This window comes from Microbacterium sp. NPDC055988 (genome assembly GCF_042269505.1).
Classification (GTDB): Bacteria; Actinomycetota; Actinomycetes; order Actinomycetales; family Microbacteriaceae; genus Microbacterium.
The window spans coordinates 235,449-249,380 of the sequence record NZ_JBHJXY010000002.1 but is presented as its reverse complement, the minus strand read 5'-3'; the positions used below and the strand labels follow the sequence as shown (position 1 = coordinate 249,380).

18 protein-coding genes are annotated in these 13,932 nt (G+C 68.0%); 3 read left to right on the top strand and 15 right to left on the bottom strand.

Going from position 1 to position 13,932, the window contains the following annotated elements; genetic code table 11:
* Nucleotide 1 precedes the first annotated feature (1 nt).
* The 5 genes from ACFC14_RS18385 to infC all read right to left on the bottom strand — a co-directional run bounded on the left by ACFC14_RS18385 (nt 2) and on the right by infC (nt 2,916).
* Complete coding sequence (locus ACFC14_RS18385) at nt 2–673, bottom strand: response regulator transcription factor (protein WP_376107863.1); 672 nt, start codon at nt 671–673, stop codon at nt 2–4.
* A 34-nt stretch (nt 674–707) separates the two neighbouring features.
* Nucleotides 708–1,520: a TrmH family RNA methyltransferase gene (locus tag ACFC14_RS18380; protein WP_376107860.1), complete on the bottom strand. Its 813-nt coding sequence runs from the start codon at nt 1,518–1,520 to the stop codon at nt 708–710.
* 84 nt (nt 1,521–1,604) lie between these two features.
* Complete coding sequence (gene rplT, locus ACFC14_RS18375; RefSeq protein WP_029262486.1) at nt 1,605–1,991, bottom strand: 50S ribosomal protein L20; 387 nt, start codon at nt 1,989–1,991, stop codon at nt 1,605–1,607.
* Nucleotides 1,992–2,022: 31 nt separating this feature from the next.
* Nucleotides 2,023–2,217, bottom strand: coding sequence for a 50S ribosomal protein L35 (gene rpmI / locus ACFC14_RS18370; RefSeq protein WP_017828564.1), 195 nt, complete (start codon nt 2,215–2,217; stop codon nt 2,023–2,025).
* Nucleotides 2,218–2,289: 72 nt separating this feature from the next.
* Nucleotides 2,290–2,916 carry a translation initiation factor IF-3 gene (gene infC / locus ACFC14_RS18365; protein WP_136041694.1) on the bottom strand — a complete coding sequence of 209 codons (627 nt, stop codon included), beginning with the start codon at nt 2,914–2,916 and terminating at the stop codon, nt 2,290–2,292.
* A gap of 255 nt (nt 2,917–3,171) precedes the next feature.
* On the opposite strand from infC, the gene ACFC14_RS18360 reads away from it, so the two are divergent.
* On the top strand, nt 3,172–3,570 hold the full coding sequence (locus ACFC14_RS18360; RefSeq protein WP_116636340.1) for a DUF1844 domain-containing protein: 399 nt from the start codon (nt 3,172–3,174) through the stop codon (nt 3,568–3,570).
* Nucleotide 3,571: 1 nt separating this feature from the next.
* Here the strand turns inward: ACFC14_RS18360 and ACFC14_RS18355 are convergent, their stop codons facing one another.
* The 7 genes from ACFC14_RS18355 to ACFC14_RS18325 form a co-directional block, all read right to left on the bottom strand.
* On the bottom strand, nt 3,572–3,991 hold the full coding sequence (locus ACFC14_RS18355; protein WP_376107853.1) for a hypothetical protein: 420 nt from the start codon (nt 3,989–3,991) through the stop codon (nt 3,572–3,574).
* A gap of 22 nt (nt 3,992–4,013) precedes the next feature.
* Nucleotides 4,014–4,811: an SseB family protein gene (locus ACFC14_RS18350; protein WP_376107850.1), complete on the bottom strand. Its 798-nt coding sequence runs from the start codon at nt 4,809–4,811 to the stop codon at nt 4,014–4,016.
* Nucleotides 4,795–5,541 (bottom strand): bifunctional 1-(5-phosphoribosyl)-5-((5-phosphoribosylamino)methylideneamino)imidazole-4-carboxamide isomerase/phosphoribosylanthranilate isomerase PriA, encoded by a 747-nt coding sequence (priA, locus tag ACFC14_RS18345; protein ID WP_136041697.1) that lies wholly within the window; start codon nt 5,539–5,541, stop codon nt 4,795–4,797. The genes ACFC14_RS18350 and priA overlap by 17 nt, the downstream gene beginning before the upstream one ends.
* Nucleotides 5,542–5,644: 103 nt before the next feature.
* Entirely contained in the window at nt 5,645–6,280 is a 636-nt protein-coding gene (gene hisH / locus ACFC14_RS18340; protein WP_376107846.1) for an imidazole glycerol phosphate synthase subunit HisH, read from the bottom strand.
* Nucleotides 6,277–6,894, bottom strand: coding sequence for an imidazoleglycerol-phosphate dehydratase HisB (gene hisB / locus ACFC14_RS18335; protein WP_376107843.1), 618 nt, complete (start codon nt 6,892–6,894; stop codon nt 6,277–6,279). The genes hisH and hisB overlap by 4 nt, the downstream gene beginning before the upstream one ends.
* Nucleotides 6,891–7,976, bottom strand: a complete 1,086-nt coding sequence (locus ACFC14_RS18330; RefSeq protein WP_376107840.1) for a histidinol-phosphate transaminase — start codon at nt 7,974–7,976, stop codon at nt 6,891–6,893. The genes hisB and ACFC14_RS18330 overlap by 4 nt, the downstream gene beginning before the upstream one ends.
* A 66-nt stretch (nt 7,977–8,042) precedes the next feature.
* Complete coding sequence (locus ACFC14_RS18325; protein WP_376107837.1) at nt 8,043–8,411, bottom strand: LysM peptidoglycan-binding domain-containing protein; 369 nt, start codon at nt 8,409–8,411, stop codon at nt 8,043–8,045.
* A gap of 290 nt (nt 8,412–8,701) precedes the next feature.
* On the opposite strand from ACFC14_RS18325, the gene lexA reads away from it, so the two are divergent.
* Nucleotides 8,702–9,388, top strand: a complete 687-nt coding sequence (gene lexA / locus ACFC14_RS18320) for a transcriptional repressor LexA (protein ID WP_029262496.1) — start codon at nt 8,702–8,704, stop codon at nt 9,386–9,388.
* 47 nt (nt 9,389–9,435) lie between these two features.
* Nucleotides 9,436–11,301 carry a S9 family peptidase gene (locus tag ACFC14_RS18315; protein WP_376107834.1) on the top strand — a complete coding sequence of 622 codons (1,866 nt, stop codon included), beginning with the start codon at nt 9,436–9,438 and terminating at the stop codon, nt 11,299–11,301.
* Between the two features lie 10 nt (nt 11,302–11,311).
* On the opposite strand, the gene smpB is transcribed toward ACFC14_RS18315, so the two are convergent.
* The 3 genes from smpB to ftsE all read right to left on the bottom strand — a co-directional run bounded on the left by smpB (nt 11,312) and on the right by ftsE (nt 13,884).
* A complete protein-coding gene (smpB, locus tag ACFC14_RS18310) occupies nt 11,312–11,788 on the bottom strand; it encodes an SsrA-binding protein SmpB (protein WP_021199784.1) in 477 nt (158 codons plus the stop codon).
* A 63-nt stretch (nt 11,789–11,851) separates the two neighbouring features.
* On the bottom strand, nt 11,852–12,766 hold the full coding sequence (ftsX, locus tag ACFC14_RS18305) for a permease-like cell division protein FtsX (protein WP_136041703.1): 915 nt from the start codon (nt 12,764–12,766) through the stop codon (nt 11,852–11,854).
* On the bottom strand, nt 12,763–13,884 hold the full coding sequence (gene ftsE, locus ACFC14_RS18300; protein WP_376107830.1) for a cell division ATP-binding protein FtsE: 1,122 nt from the start codon (nt 13,882–13,884) through the stop codon (nt 12,763–12,765). Before ftsE ends, ftsX begins: the two co-directional genes overlap by 4 nt.
* Between the last annotated feature and the right edge of the window lie 48 nt (nt 13,885–13,932).

Genomic DNA, 13,932 nt, shown 5'->3' with positions numbered 1-13,932 from the left:
CTCAGGACCCCACGAGCCGGTACCCGACTCCCCGCACGGTCTCGATCACACCGCGAGAACCGGTCTTCTTCCTGATCGCACCGACATGCACCTCGAGCGAGTGCCCGAAGCCCCGCCAATCCGTGTTCCACACCTCGCGGATGAGGCGCTCCTTGGGAACCGCCACGCCGGGATAGCGCGCAAGCACGGCGATGATGTCGAACTCCTTGCGGGTGAGCTCGATCGGCGCACCGCCGACAAGGACCTGCCGCCCGACGAGGTCGATCTCCAGCGATCCGTCGAGGAGCCGCACACGCGCGTCGGACTCCGGCAGCATCGGTCGCGAACGCCGGGTCACTGCCTCGATCCTGGCCAGGAGCTCGTGCACGTCATAGGGCTTCACGACGAAGTCGTCAGCACCGGCACGCAGTCCCTTGATGCGCTCGGCGACCTGGTTTCGCGCGGTCACGATCATGATCGGAACCTCGGAGCGGGCACGAATGCGACGACACAGATCGACGCCGTCCATATCGGGAAGGCCCAGGTCGAGGAGCACGACCTCGGTCTCGGCCCCGACGAGCTCCAGCGCCGTCGTCCCATCGGACGCACGGACCGTCGCATAACCGGACCTGGCGAGGAACGCTTCGAGCGCCGCAGCGACACGGTCGTCGTCTTCGACGATCAGAATCCTCATCGACCCCGTTACCCGCTTCCTTCGTCGGTCGACGTCAGCCGACCGACGCCGCCCGCTGCGCGAAGGCGCTCTCGTACAGGCACACGCTGGCAGCGGTGGCCAGGTTGAGAGACTCGGCCTTGCCGAAGATCGGCAGCCGCAGCACCTGGTCGGCGAGACCGAGAGCCTCGTCTTCCAGACCACGCGCCTCGTTGCCGAAGAGCCATCCGGTCGGCTCCGCGAGCACGCCCTCGGCTCGGGCCTCCAGCAGGTCGTCGCCCTTCACATCGGCGGCGAGGATGCGCAGACCCGCCGCGTGCGCGCGCTTCACGACATCGTCGAGGTCTCCCCCGACCGAGACCGGGAGGTGGAACAGCGAACCGGTCGTGGCGCGTACGACCTTCGGGTTGTAGGGGTCGACGGTCCGGCCGGTCAGCACGACGGCGTCCGCTCCGGCCGCATCGGCCGCCCGGATGATCGTGCCCAGGTTCCCCGGGTCGCGCACCTCTTCGCAGATCGCGACCAGACGCGGCGAGGCGTCGAAGATGTCGCGCACGGAGGTCGGCGTCTGCTGGACGACCGCGACCAGCCCCTGCGGAGTGACCGTGTCGGCCATCGCGTTCAACACGTATTCCGTGACGTACTCGACGTCGATCTCGGCGTCGACGGCCTTCGCACGGATGTCGGGGTGCTTCTCCCACCCGTTCGGCGTCGCGAACAGCTCGACGATCGCCTCCGGACGATACGTGAGCGCCTCACGCACCGACTGCGGGCCCTCCAGAAGGAAGAGGCCCGTCTCGGTTCGCGCACTGCGCTTGGTCAGCTTCGCGACGGCACGGACTCGGGGCGAACGGGGGTTCTCCAGCACGTTCACAGTCTAGGGTCACCGTGGGCGCCGGATACGCGAAACGGGCGCCTCCCCGAAGGAAGACGCCCGTTCAGAGCGAGATGCTTACGCAGCCGACTTCGGTGCGTTGACGTCGGAGGGCAGAGCCTTCTTCGCCGTCTCGACCAGCGTCGTGAACGTGGCAGCGTCGTTGACCGCGAGGTCGGCGAGCATGCGACGGTCGACGGTGACACCCGCGAGGCCGAGGCCCTGGATGAAGCGGTTGTACGTGATGCCGTTCTGGCGAGCCGCAGCGTTGATGCGCTGGATCCAGAGGCGACGGAAGTCACCCTTGCGCTTGCGACGGTCACGGTACGAGTAGACCAGCGAGTGGATGACCTGCTCTTTGGCCTTGCGGTAGAGGCGCGAACGCTGACCGCGGTAACCCTTTGCGCGCTCGAGGATGACCCGGCGCTTCTTGTGGGCGTTTACTGCCCGCTTGACTCTTGCCATTTTCCTGTGTTCCTATCGTGCGTCGGGCGCGTCAGCGGCCGAGAAGCTTCTTCGCGACCTTGGTGTCAGCCTTCGAGAGCACCTGGTCCTGGTTCAGACGACGGGTGCGACGGCTCGACTTGTGCTCGAGGTTGTGGCGCATCCCGGCCTGCTGCTTCTTCAGCTTTCCGCTGCCGGTGATCTTGAAGCGCTTCTTAGCACCCGAGTGGGTCTTCTGCTTCGGCATCTTCTCTTCCTTCGTATGGCGCCTTCTCAGGCGACGGTGTCAACCCGCGGTGCGGGAGTTCTGGGGGCGGATCTACTCCGCGGCAGCTGCTGCCGGTGCGTCGGCATCGCTCTTGGCGTCGCGGGAGGCCTGCTTGTTCGCTGCGCGCTGTGCGTCGCGAACCGCGTTCTGCTCCTGCTTGGCCTCGGACTTGCTCTTCAGTGGAGCAACGATCATGACCATGTTGCGTCCGTCGATGGTCGGGTTCGACTCGACCGTTCCGAGCTCAGCCACGTCTTCGGCGAACTTGCGCAGCAGACGCACACCCTGCTCAGGACGCGACTGCTCGCGACCGCGGAACAGGATCATGGCCTTGACCTTGTCGCCGGCCTTGAGGAAGCCCTCGGCACGCTTCAGCTTGGTCGTGTAGTCGTGAGCCTCGATCTTCAGACGGAAGCGGACTTCCTTGAGGATCGTGTTCGCCTGGTTGCGGCGCGCTTCCTTTTCCTTCTGGGCGGCCTCGTACTTGAACTTGCCGTAGTCCATGATCTTGACGACGGGCGGCTTCGAGTTGGGGGCGACCTCGACGAGGTCGAGATCGGCTTCCTGCGCGAGGCGCAGCGCTGCCTCGATGCGGACGACGCCGATCTGCTCACCCGCGGGGCCGACGAGGCGGACCTCGGGGACGCGGATGCGCTCATTGGTACGGGGATCGCTGATGCGGAACTCCTTAGACGATGTGATTCGGCCACCGCGATGCTGTCTGCATCACGGGCGAAATCGGAATCGTCCCACCCACCGGCATTCAGACGCCGGCTCCGCACCCTGCCTGCCGGGGTCCGTCTTGCGAACGGAGCCGGTGGAGTGCAAGACCCGGTAGCCTTGAACGGCAAGCGCGGGTGGGAAGTGAATCCTCTTTCGATCCGGAGCATGACGCTCCGGAGCCCGCCAAAGTCTAACAGAAAGCAAGGCGAAGTGACGAACCAGGCACCGGACGAGGCCGCACGCGAGCGCGAAGAGCGCTGGGCACGTCAGGAGGAGGCCGCGTCGTCGGCCACTCGAGACATCGCCGACGTACCCGCTGTCGAGGTGATCACCACCGCGGCCGTGCACCTCATGAGCGCGGCAGCCGTCAAGCTCGGCCTCGCCGACGACCCCGACGCGGCGGCGCAGCTCGACCTCGATGAGGCCCGCAAGCTCATCAACGCCCTCGCCGGACTCATCACGGCCGGCGCACCGGAGATCAGCGACATGCACGCGCGCTCGCTGCGCGACGGACTCCGCTCCCTGCAGCTCGCGTTCCGCGAAGCCTCCTCGATCCCCGACCCCATCGGCAAGGGTCCGGGCGAGAAGTGGACCGGGCCGGTCAACTAGTTCAGGGTTCGACGACGATCGGATCCGCCGTGGCGGGGCCACCGCACGGCTCGGTCGATTGGGTCCACGAGATCGATACCTCGGACTCGTGGATGAGCGTGTTCTGGGCGTCGAACAGGCGGAGGTCGATGACGTCGGGGGTCGACATGTCGAGCCCGAGCACCCACGTCCCATCGTCCTGCGGCGTCACCATGAACAGATTGGTCGACGAAGTCGGCTCTGTACCCGGAGCCGGGGAGCACTCCCCCTCGATGCAGAACTGCACCGACACCACCCCCGCGACGGCGCTGGTGTCGAGCGCGACAGCATTCGTCCATCCGATCGCCGGACAGGCACCGAAGGTCACGCACCCCGTCGCGGTCGTCAGCGCGCCGCCGAGAAGCACGACGATCGCGATGGCACGCATCACACCACGGAGCATGCCCCGATCGTAGCGAAAGGGATCAGACGCTACGACGGAGCTTCACGGTGAGGGAGTCCGCCAGGACGGCGATGCGGTCGTCCGACGCCCAGCGCTGAGCCAGGCGCGAAAGAACGGCATCGAGCACCTCGCGCTCCAGACCGTCGACGAGTTCCAGGACCACGATCAGCTCCGGGCCACGCAGACGTGCGTCGGGGTCACCGGACGCCACCGCCACATCGATCACGGCCAGTTCGTGCGCCACACTCTCCTGGAGCGCGGTGTAGACCTCGGTGGAGAGGAAGCTCGGCTCCCAGGCATGCCCCTGAGCGATCGCCCAGACGGCGGGACGCCGGATCACGAACTCCGTGTCGGAGGTCGGGTCGAGCACTATCAGGTCGGTGTCTTCGGCCGACGCCGCCAGCGCCGCCCGGAGCGCCTCCACGGGGATCGGGCGAGCCGTGGGGTCCCACTTCTGCATCGCCTCGACGGACGAGAACACCGGCTGCACCCGCCGCCCGTCGGGAGCCGCGACCGTGACGATCGACAGCTCCTGCGTCTTGTCGACGGCGAGACCGTTCGGCGCGACGCCCTCCTCGCCCTTCTCGGCGATGAGCGGGATCAGCACGCGGGCCGCACGGAATGCGTCGACGACTTCGACCTGGCTGCCCTCTCCCGCACGAAAACGCTGCAGAGCGGCGAGCAGCGCCGGGTCGGCCGATCCGTCGTCCGCCGCGTGCGGGTTCGACTCGAAGCTGCGTCCTTCCCAGGGGACACCGGCCGAGTCGCCCTGACCGTGCGACTCGGGCCCGCAGGCGTGCGCGTCAGTCTCCTGCGACATCCAGTGCCTCAGCCAGCGTGAACGCGCCGGCGTACAGGGCCTTGCCGACGATCGCACCCTCGACGCCCAGGGGCACGAGGTCACGGAGCGCGGCGATGTCGTCGAGGTTGGAGATCCCGCCGGACGCGACGACCGGCTTCGGCGTGCGCGAAGTCACTTCGCGCAGGAGTTCGAGGTTCGGGCCGCGGAGCGTGCCGTCCTTGGTCACGTCGGTGACTACGTAGCGGCTGCACCCGGCGTCCTCCAGACGGTCGAGAACCTCCCAGAGGTCCCCACCCTCCTTGGTCCAGCCGCGTGCCGCGAGGGTCGTCCCGCGCACGTCGAGGCCCACCGCGATCGCTTCGCCGTAGCGACCGATCACATCGGCGGCCCACTCGGGGTTCTCCAGAGCGGCCGTGCCGAGGTTGATGCGGGTGGCGCCGCTCTCGAGGGCGGCCTCGAGGGTCGCGTCGTCGCGGATGCCGCCGGAGAGCTCGATGTTGACGCCCTTGAACTGCTTGATCACCTTGCGCAGGATCGGCGCGTTGCTCCCGCGACCGAAGGCCGCGTCGAGGTCGACGAGGTGGATCCACTTCGCGCCCTGCGCTGCCCACTCCCCCGCGGCGTCAAGCGGGTCGCCGTAGCTCGTCTCGGTTCCGGCCTCGCCCTGGGTGAGGCGGACGGCCTTGCCCCCGGCGACGTCGACCGCGGGAAGGAGCGTGAGCGAGGGAGACTGCGCGAAGTCGTTCATGGGGTCCTTGGCTAGGGAAGGTCTGCAGCCCGGAACGGGCACGAGAGTCGAGGGTAGTCCGCCGGACGGCAGGTGACAAAACGGATGACGTCCACGGTGGGGGTCAGAGGTTCCCGACCCAGTTACGCAGCAACTGGATGCCCGCTTCGCCCGACTTCTCCGGGTGGAACTGAGTCGCCGAGAGCGGTCCGTTCTCGACGGCCGCGAGGAAGGGATCGCCGTAGGTCGTCCACGTCAGCACGGGCTCGGGGAACGGCGGGATGACGTCGAGCTCCCAGGACTGCGCAGCATAGGAGTGCACGAAGTAGAACCGCTCCTGCTCCAAGCCGCGGAACAGAACACTGTCGGCGCCGGGCTCGACGGTGTTCCAGCCCATGTGCGGCAGCACGGGTGCGTTGAGCTCGGTGACCGCTCCTGGCCACTCGCCGAGGCCCGCGGTGTCGCGTCCGCGCTCGACGCCGTGCTCGAAGAGCACCTGCATGCCGACGCAGATCCCGAGCACCGGTCGCCCGCCCGCCAGACGGCGGTCGATGATCTCGTCGCCGCCGTGCGCGTGCAGCGCGTCACGAACCGCCTGGAACGCACCGACCCCCGGCACCAGGAGGCCATCGGCCTCGAGTGCGACCTTGCGATCGCGCGTCAGCACGGCATCCGCGCCGGCCGCGGCCAGCGCCTTGACCGCCGAGTGGACGTTGCCGGACTCGTAGTCGAAGACGGCGACGCGGGGCGACGTGCTCACAGTGCGCCCTTGGTGGACGGAATGCCGTCGACCAGCGGATCGAGCGCCTTGGCCTGCCGGAATGCGCGTGCGAACGCCTTGTACTCCGCCTCGGCGATGTGGTGCGGATCGCGACCGCCGAGCACGCGCACGTGCACGGTGAGCGCAGCGTTGAAGGTGATCGCCTCGAACGAGTGCCGCACCAGCGAGCCGGTGAAGTGCCCGCCGATCAGGTGGTGCTCGAAACCTGCGGGCTCGCCGGTGTGCACGAGGTACGGGCGCCCTGAGATGTCGACGACGGCTTGCGCGAGGGCCTCATCGAGCGGGACGAGGGCATCGCCGTAGCGGGAGATGCCGGACTTGTCCCCCAGCGCTTCGAGGATCGCCTGCCCGAGCACGATCGACACGTCCTCCACGGTGTGGTGTGCGTCGATGTTCGTGTCACCGGACGCGCGCACGGTCAGGTCGGTGAGCGAGTGCTTCGCGAAAGCGGTGAGCATGTGATCGAAGAACGGCACCGAGGTGTCGATGCGGCTCGCACCGGTGCCGTCGAGGTTCAGCTCGAGTTCGACGGTGGACTCCGACGTGCTGCGCACGCGGCTCGCGGTGCGCGCGGTCGGTGACGGGGTGCTCATGATGCCGATCCTATCGAGGCCAGAGCATCGAGGAACGCGGTGGTCTCGGCCTCGGTGCCCGCGCTGACCCTGAGGTGACCCGGGATCCCGACGTCACGCACGAGCACACCGCGATCGTAGAGCTGCTGCCACACCGCCCGCGGGTCGGCGACGCCGCCGAAGAGGACGAAGTTCGACCAGGATTCGTGGGGTGCGTAGCCGAGGGCCTCGAGGGTCGCGGTGATGCGATCGCGTTGTTCGACGATCTCCTCGACCATGCCGAGCATCACGTCGGAATTGCGCAGCGCGGCGACGGCCGCAGCCTGCGTGAGCGTGCTCAGGTGATACGGCAGACGCACCAGACGCAGCGCATCGATGAAAGTCGGGTCTGCCGCCAGATACCCGACTCTGGCGCCTGCGAAGGCGAAGGCCTTGCTCATAGTGCGGGAGACCGCCAGGCGCGGGCGCCCCTCGAGCAGAGTCAGCGCGGAAGGCGCGTCGTGCGGTGCGAACTCCTGGTAGGCCTCGTCGACGATCACGATGCCCCGCGCCGCTTCGTACACGGCTTCGACGACGTCCAGCCCGAGCGGAGTTCCCGTCGGATTGTTCGGCGAACAGAGGATGATCACGTCGGGGTCGGCGGCGCGCACCTGCTCGACAGCTTCCTCCGGCGTGATCGTGTAGTCGGGCTGCCTCGTCCCGGCGATCCAGCGCGCGCCCGTACCCTGCGCGATGAGTGGGTACATCGAGTACGTCGGCGCGAAGCCGAAGGCCGTGCGTCCGGGGCCACCGAAGGCCTGCAGGATGTGCTGGAGCACCTCGTTCGAGCCGTTGCCCGCCCAGATCTGCTCCGCGGAGAGCCCGTGCCCCAGGTACTCCGCGAACGCCTCGCGCAATGTGGTGAACTCGCGATCCGGATACCGGTTCACGTCACGGATCGCCAGGGCGATGTCGTCGAGGATGTCGCTCGCGACCGCATCCGGGATGGGATGCGTGTTCTCGTTCACGTTGAGGGCGATCGGGAGCGGCGCCTGCGGAGCGCCGTAGGGCGTCAGTCCGCGAAGATCATCACGTAGCGGGAGATCGTTGAGGGAGAGGGTCACCCTTCCCATGTTAAGCGGCGCGTGGAGTCGATGACGCAAAGTTGCCGCAGCGCCGCCGCGACGGGATCAGTTGGCGTACTGGGCCGGGATGGCGAGCGTCTGACCGATCTGGAGCTCGCCGCCACGCAGCAGATTCATCCGGCTGATCTCACCGATGACGTCACGCGGGTCAGCGTCGGGGGCGACCCCGGTGGCGATCGACCAGAGAGTGTCACCGGGCATGACGGTCACGGTCTCGACGCTGACGGCTGCCGCGTCTGCGCCCGAGGCGATCGCGCTCCCCCCGCTGAGTGCGGCGAAGGCGATGCCGATCGCGAGCGGCACGGAGGCGACCGCCAGCAGCACGGCACGGCCACGCGTGGTCAGTCGGAGTCGCGTCGAAGGACGGGGCGACGCCGGGATGACTGCTGCGGTGCTGAAGCCGATGCTGCTCATGTGGTGCTCCTTAGCCTGTCCCGGAGCGGTGAGGCTGCCGGGGAAGTTGGCGTAGCGTTCGCATTCCCGTCTCGGCCGGGAGCCGTGAATGCGAAGCTACGTACCGAAGATATCTTCGAGTTCGAACATCTGTCAAGTTGTCTTCGAAACCGGATGCACGATTGTTCCGACACGCTCGAACAGATCTTCCAGATCGGGCCGTTTCTCGGATACGGTTTCGATGAGAACACCACACCACGGGCCTCCGACATTCGAAGAGCGACGTCGGAACACCGCACTTAAGGAGCACCATGAGCGAGAACTCGGCCCCCGAGTCGGAGGCACCGCGAACGCGCCGCCGCAAGAGTCTGAGCCCCAAGCAGATGGCGATCCTCGAGGTCATCCAGAACTCGATCGCCCACCACGGCTACCCGCCGAGCATGCGCGAGATCGGCGACGCCGTCGGCTTGAAGTCCCTCTCGAGCGTGACCCACCAGCTCGGTCAGCTCGAACTGAGCGGCTACCTGCGGCGCGACCCGGGAAAGACGCGCGCGATGGAGGTCCTGATCGACCTCCCCGGCGCCAGCGGCGAGAATCCCGCCGACGTGGCGACCCCGGTCGGCGACGCGGCTCTCGTGCCCCTGGTCGGTCGCATCGCCGCCGGCGTACCGATCACCGCCGATCAGCAGGTGGAGGAGATCTTCCCCCTCCCCCGTCAGCTGGTGGGCAAGGGAGACCTCTTCATGCTCAAGGTCTCGGGAGAGTCGATGATCGATGCCGCGATCTGCGACGGCGACTGGGTCGTCGTGCGCTCGCAGAACAATGCGGAGAACGGCGAGATCGTGGCCGCGATGCTCGACGGCGAGGCCACCGTCAAGGTGCTCCGCCGTCGCGACGGCCACACCTGGCTCCTCCCCCGCAACTCCTCCTTCGAGCCCATCCTCGGCGATGAGTCCGTGGTGCTCGGCAAGGTCGTGGCGGTGCTGCGCGCCGTCTGACGCCAGCCCACACGACGAATCGCCTCGTCGGCCCATAGGCTCGAGGCATGTCGTCCCCGTACGGTTCCTGGCCCTCACCCTTCTCCGCAGCCTCCGTCGCGGCGTCCTCTCCTCGGATCGAAGGGGCGCGCTTCATCGGCTCCGAGATCTGGTGGGGAGAATCCGTGCCTGCCGAGAAGGGGCGGGTCACGGTGCGAAGCTCTTCCGGAACCGAGATCCTCCCCGCTCCCTGGAGCGCGCGCTCCCGGGTGCACGAGTACGGAGGCGGAGCATGGACCGCCGATGCCGCAGGCACCCTGTACTTCGTCGATGCCGGCGATCAGCGCGTGCATCGCATGGCCCCCGGGGCCGTGCCCGTTCCGCTGACACCGGCGGGACCGTCGCACGGCGGCCTCCGCGTGCAGCAAGGCCGTCTGCTCGCGGTGCGCGAAGATCTGTCGACCGCACCGCACACCCGCGCGATCGTCGAGATCCCGATCGACGGCTCCGCCGCGGAGGACCCGTCCGGAATTCGAGTGATCGTCGAGGGTGACGGTTTCTTCGCGCATCCCGCGCTCTCGCCGGACGGAACCCGCATCGCCTGGGTCACCTGGAACCGCGGACGGATGCCATGGGAGGCCGCACACCTGCACATCGCGAAGAGCGACGGCGGCGACGTGCACGAGATCCCCACCCGAGCGGCGTTGCAGCCCGAGTGGCTCAGCGACGCGGAGCTGGTGGTCGCCGATGATCCGGACGACCGCTGGGGCCTGTACCGCGTCGAGCTCGACGGAGTCTCCTCGGTCGGCGCACCGCGCGCGCTCACGCCGCCCGATGCCGACACCGGCTACGGACTCTGGGTGCTCGGCAACCGCTGGTATCGGCCGCTCGCCGACGGACGGATCGTTGCGGTGCGCACGAACGGGCGCGACGAGGTCGTCCTGATCGCTCCGGACGGCGTCCTGCGCCCGGTCGATGTTCCGGCCGATGGGCACGTCAGCGTCGACGACGTCGACGGTTCCCGCGTGCTGCTCTCCGGCAACGGCTCCGGGGTGACCGCCGGCCTGTGGTGCGTCGATGTGGACTCCGGCGAGACCGTCGCGGTGCGTGGAGGCGAGCCCGTGGATGCCGATTGGATGCCGCGTGCCCTGCCGATCGACGTCGACGGGCGGCACGGCGTGGTGCACGCCTTCGCATACCCGCCGGCGAACCCCGACGCGACCGTCTCGGCCGATGAACTCCCTCCGTACGTGGTGCTGGTGCACGGCGGGCCGACCGCTCACGTCACCGGCGCGGCGTCGGCAGCCAACGCGTTCTATACGAGTCGCGGCATCGGGGTGCTCGACGTCAACTACGGCGGGTCCACCGGCTACGGGCGCCGTTACCGCGAACGTCTGGACGGCCGATGGGGCGTCGTGGACGTCGATGACGTGATCGCCGCCGCACAGGGGCTCGCGGATGCCGGGCTCGCCGATCCGTCCCGCATCGCCATCCGCGGAGGATCCGCGGGCGGCTGGACGGTGCTGTCCGCGCTGGTACGGGGCGGAGTCTTCGCCGCGGGGATCAGCCGCTATGGCGTGGCCGACCTGCGGATGCTGGTCGCCGAGACGCACGATTTCGAGGCGTCATACATCGATGGCCTCGTGGGGCCACTCCCCGAGTACGAGGACGTCTACGTCGAACGATCACCACTCACCCACGCGGATCGCATCGGAGTCCCCGTGCTGCTGCTGCAGGGCGGGGAAGACCGGGTGGTTCCGCCGTCGCAGTCCGAAGCGATCAGCGACGCGCTGGCCGCCCGAGGTGTCGACCACGAGTATGTCCTCTACCCCGCAGAGGGGCATGGCTTCCGCAGCGCCGACACGATCGTCGACGCGCTCGAGCGCGAACTGACCTTCCTCGGACGCGTGTTCAGGTTCGAGCCGACGCTGTGAGGACCGGTCGCTACTCGCCCACGCGATTGCGCAGGCGCATGGCACGATCCGCCTCGCGGGTGTCCTGGCGCTCGCGCAGGGTCTGACGCTTGTCGTACTCGCGCTTTCCCTTGGCGAGGGCGATCTCGACCTTGGCCCGGCCGTCGGAGAAATAGAGCTTCAGCGGGATCAGGGTGTATCCACCCGCCGAGACGGCATGCGCGATCTTGGCGATCTCCTCGCGATGCAGCAGCAGCTTGCGGATGCGCTTCGCGGAGTGGTTGGTCCAGTGTCCCTGGGAATACTCCGGGATGTGCACCGAGTCGAGGAAGACCTCGTTGCCCTTCACGAACGCGTAGCCGTCGCTGAGGTTGGCGCGCCCCTGGCGCAGCGACTTGACCTCGGTGCCGGTGAGCACCATCCCCGCCTCGTACGACTTCTCGATCGTGTAGTCGTGACGTGCGCGACGATTGGTCGCGACGACCTTCTCTCCGCGTTCCCTGGGCATGATGCTCTCCTGTTGCCGTGATGAGCTCGATCGATCGTTCCGACCGAGCAGCCTTTCAGGATATCAGGTACGGAGCCAGCGCCGGATCGCGAAGCCGGCGGACAGTGCGGCCAGCACGATGCCGATCCCGATCAGCACCGGGACCACGAGCATCGCGTCCTGCATCGTCACCCACGTCGTGATGAACGGGACCCGACCTCGCAGGTAGCCGTTCACTCCGAAGTGCATCCCGGCGACGACCGCAGCACTGGCCAGCGCCGAGCCGAGGAACGCAGCGAACACGCCTTCGAGCACGAACGGTGTCTGGATGAACCGGTTCGAGGCACCGACGAGCCGCATGATGCCGATCTCCTTGCGCCGCGCATACGCGGACAACCGGATCGTCGTGCCTATCAACAGGGTCGCCGCGATCAGCATGAGCACGGCGATGCCGACGGCGATGTACGTGGCGACGGTCAGGGCTGAGAACAGGGGCTCGAGATACTGGAGCTGATCCTTGACCTGCTCCACCCCGGCCTGGCCGCTGAATGCCTCGGTGAGCACCTGCGACTGCCCCGGGTCCTTCATCGTCACGAAGAAGACCTCGAACGCCTGGTCGGCCGTCAGGACGCTCGCCTGATCCTCGCCGAGCTGATCGACGAGCTTGGCGTACGTGTCCTCCTTGGTGTCGAAGGTCAGCGAGCTGATGAGCGGTGCGAGCGCGTCCCCTTCGAGCTGTGCGCGAACCGCGGCGACCTGCTCCTCGCTGGCGGCCCCGTCGATGCACGTGTCGGATTCCGAGACCGCGGAGCACATGTACACCGCGACCTGGGCACGCTCGGCCCAGTAACCCCGCATCACGCCGATCTGCGACTGCATCAGGATCGCCGCACCGACGAAGGTGAGAGAGACGAAGGTGACGAGGATCACCGAGATGACCATCGAGATGTTCCGCCGAAGGCCACCGAGGGCCTCGGTCAGGATGAGTCCGATTCTCATGAGGTCGGGCCCACTTCCTCGTCGTCTTCATCCGAGAGCCCGAGTCGGTCGGCGACTCCGAGCTCGGCGACATCGACGGTCGGGAGGGTGATCGGGTGGGTGCGGGGTCGGACGACCGCCGGCGGCTCCACCGCGGTCGGCGGCTCGACGACAGCGGGCGGTTCCACCACAGGCGGCTCGACGACATCAGCGATCGTCTCGGACTCCGGCACGGAGGGCGGCTCCGGCGGCTCGACCGTCTGCGGGGCGTCTGCCGCCGCAGCCGACACGCCTTCCACTGCGGCGGCCTTCCGCTGCATGCTGAGCTCCTCGGCGAGAGCTGCGCGGACCGAGGAGAGGTCCGCCGTCTGGCGCTGGACCTCCTGCACCGCCGTCAGTGCCGCTGCTGCGGCCGCGCCGCGCACCTGCTCCGGCACGAGCCGCGGAATGTTGGACGTGTCACCGTAGCCACCGTGCACCTCGTCTCGCACCATCTCCCCGTCGCGCAGCTCGATCACTCGGCGCTGCATCTGGTCGACGAAGCCGGCCTCGTGCGTGGCCATCAGCACGGTCGTGCCTCCGGCGTTGATGCGCGCGAGAAGCTGCATGATGTCGACGGAGGTCGCGGGGTCGAGGTTGCCGGTGGGCTCGTCGGCGAGCAGAACCTGCGGACGGTTGACGAGGGCGCGAGCGATCGCGACGCGCTGCTGCTCTCCGCCGGAGAGTTCGTGCGGCATGCGCTTCTGCTTGCCGTCGAGGCCCACGAGGGCGAGCGCCTCGGGCACGGCCTGCTGGATGAACCCCCGCGAGGAGCCGGTCACCTGCAGGGTGAAGGCGACGTTCTGATAGACGGTCTTCGACGGCAGCAGGCGGAAGTCCTGGAACACCGAGCCGATGTGGCGCCGGAAGTAGGGCACCTTGCGGTTGGCGAGCGAGCGGAGGTCCCGGCCGAGCACGGCGACACGGCCTGCCGTCGGCACGTCCTCGCGCAGGATCAGACGAAGACAGGAGGACTTGCCGGAGCCCGAGGCGCCGACGAGGAAGACGAACTCCCCGCGTTGCACTTCGAAGTCGACACCGGAGAGGGCGGGCTTCGACGTCCCGCGGTAGCGTTTCGTGACGTTCTCGAACCGAATCATGACGCTTCGAGCCTAAGCGCGCCCCTCCGGCTGACCGCGAGCGACACC

Bases quoted from the DNA above. Each gene is read 5' to 3' on its own strand.
- smpB (WP_021199784.1), bottom strand. From the start codon at position 11,788: ATGCCCAGGGAACGCGGAGAGAAGGTCGTCGCGACCAATCGTCGCGCA.
- lexA (WP_029262496.1), top strand. From the start codon at position 8,702: ATGAGCGAGAACTCGGCCCCCGAGTCGGAGGCACCGCGAACGCGCCGC.
- ACFC14_RS18350 (WP_376107850.1), bottom strand. From the start codon at position 4,811: ATGTCGCAGGAGACTGACGCGCACGCCTGCGGGCCCGAGTCGCACGGT.
- ftsE (WP_376107830.1), bottom strand. From the start codon at position 13,884: ATGATTCGGTTCGAGAACGTCACGAAACGCTACCGCGGGACGTCGAAG.
- rpmI (WP_017828564.1), bottom strand. From the start codon at position 2,217: ATGCCGAAGCAGAAGACCCACTCGGGTGCTAAGAAGCGCTTCAAGATC.
- ftsX (WP_136041703.1), bottom strand. From the start codon at position 12,766: ATGAGAATCGGACTCATCCTGACCGAGGCCCTCGGTGGCCTTCGGCGG.
- priA (WP_136041697.1), bottom strand. From the start codon at position 5,541: ATGAACGACTTCGCGCAGTCTCCCTCGCTCACGCTCCTTCCCGCGGTC.
- ACFC14_RS18385 (WP_376107863.1), bottom strand. From the start codon at position 673: ATGAGGATTCTGATCGTCGAAGACGACGACCGTGTCGCTGCGGCGCTC.
- hisB (WP_376107843.1), bottom strand. From the start codon at position 6,894: ATGAGCACCCCGTCACCGACCGCGCGCACCGCGAGCCGCGTGCGCAGC.
- ACFC14_RS18315 (WP_376107834.1), top strand. From the start codon at position 9,436: ATGTCGTCCCCGTACGGTTCCTGGCCCTCACCCTTCTCCGCAGCCTCC.
- ACFC14_RS18355 (WP_376107853.1), bottom strand. From the start codon at position 3,991: ATGCTCCGTGGTGTGATGCGTGCCATCGCGATCGTCGTGCTTCTCGGC.
- ACFC14_RS18325 (WP_376107837.1), bottom strand. From the start codon at position 8,411: ATGAGCAGCATCGGCTTCAGCACCGCAGCAGTCATCCCGGCGTCGCCC.
- rplT (WP_029262486.1), bottom strand. From the start codon at position 1,991: ATGGCAAGAGTCAAGCGGGCAGTAAACGCCCACAAGAAGCGCCGGGTC.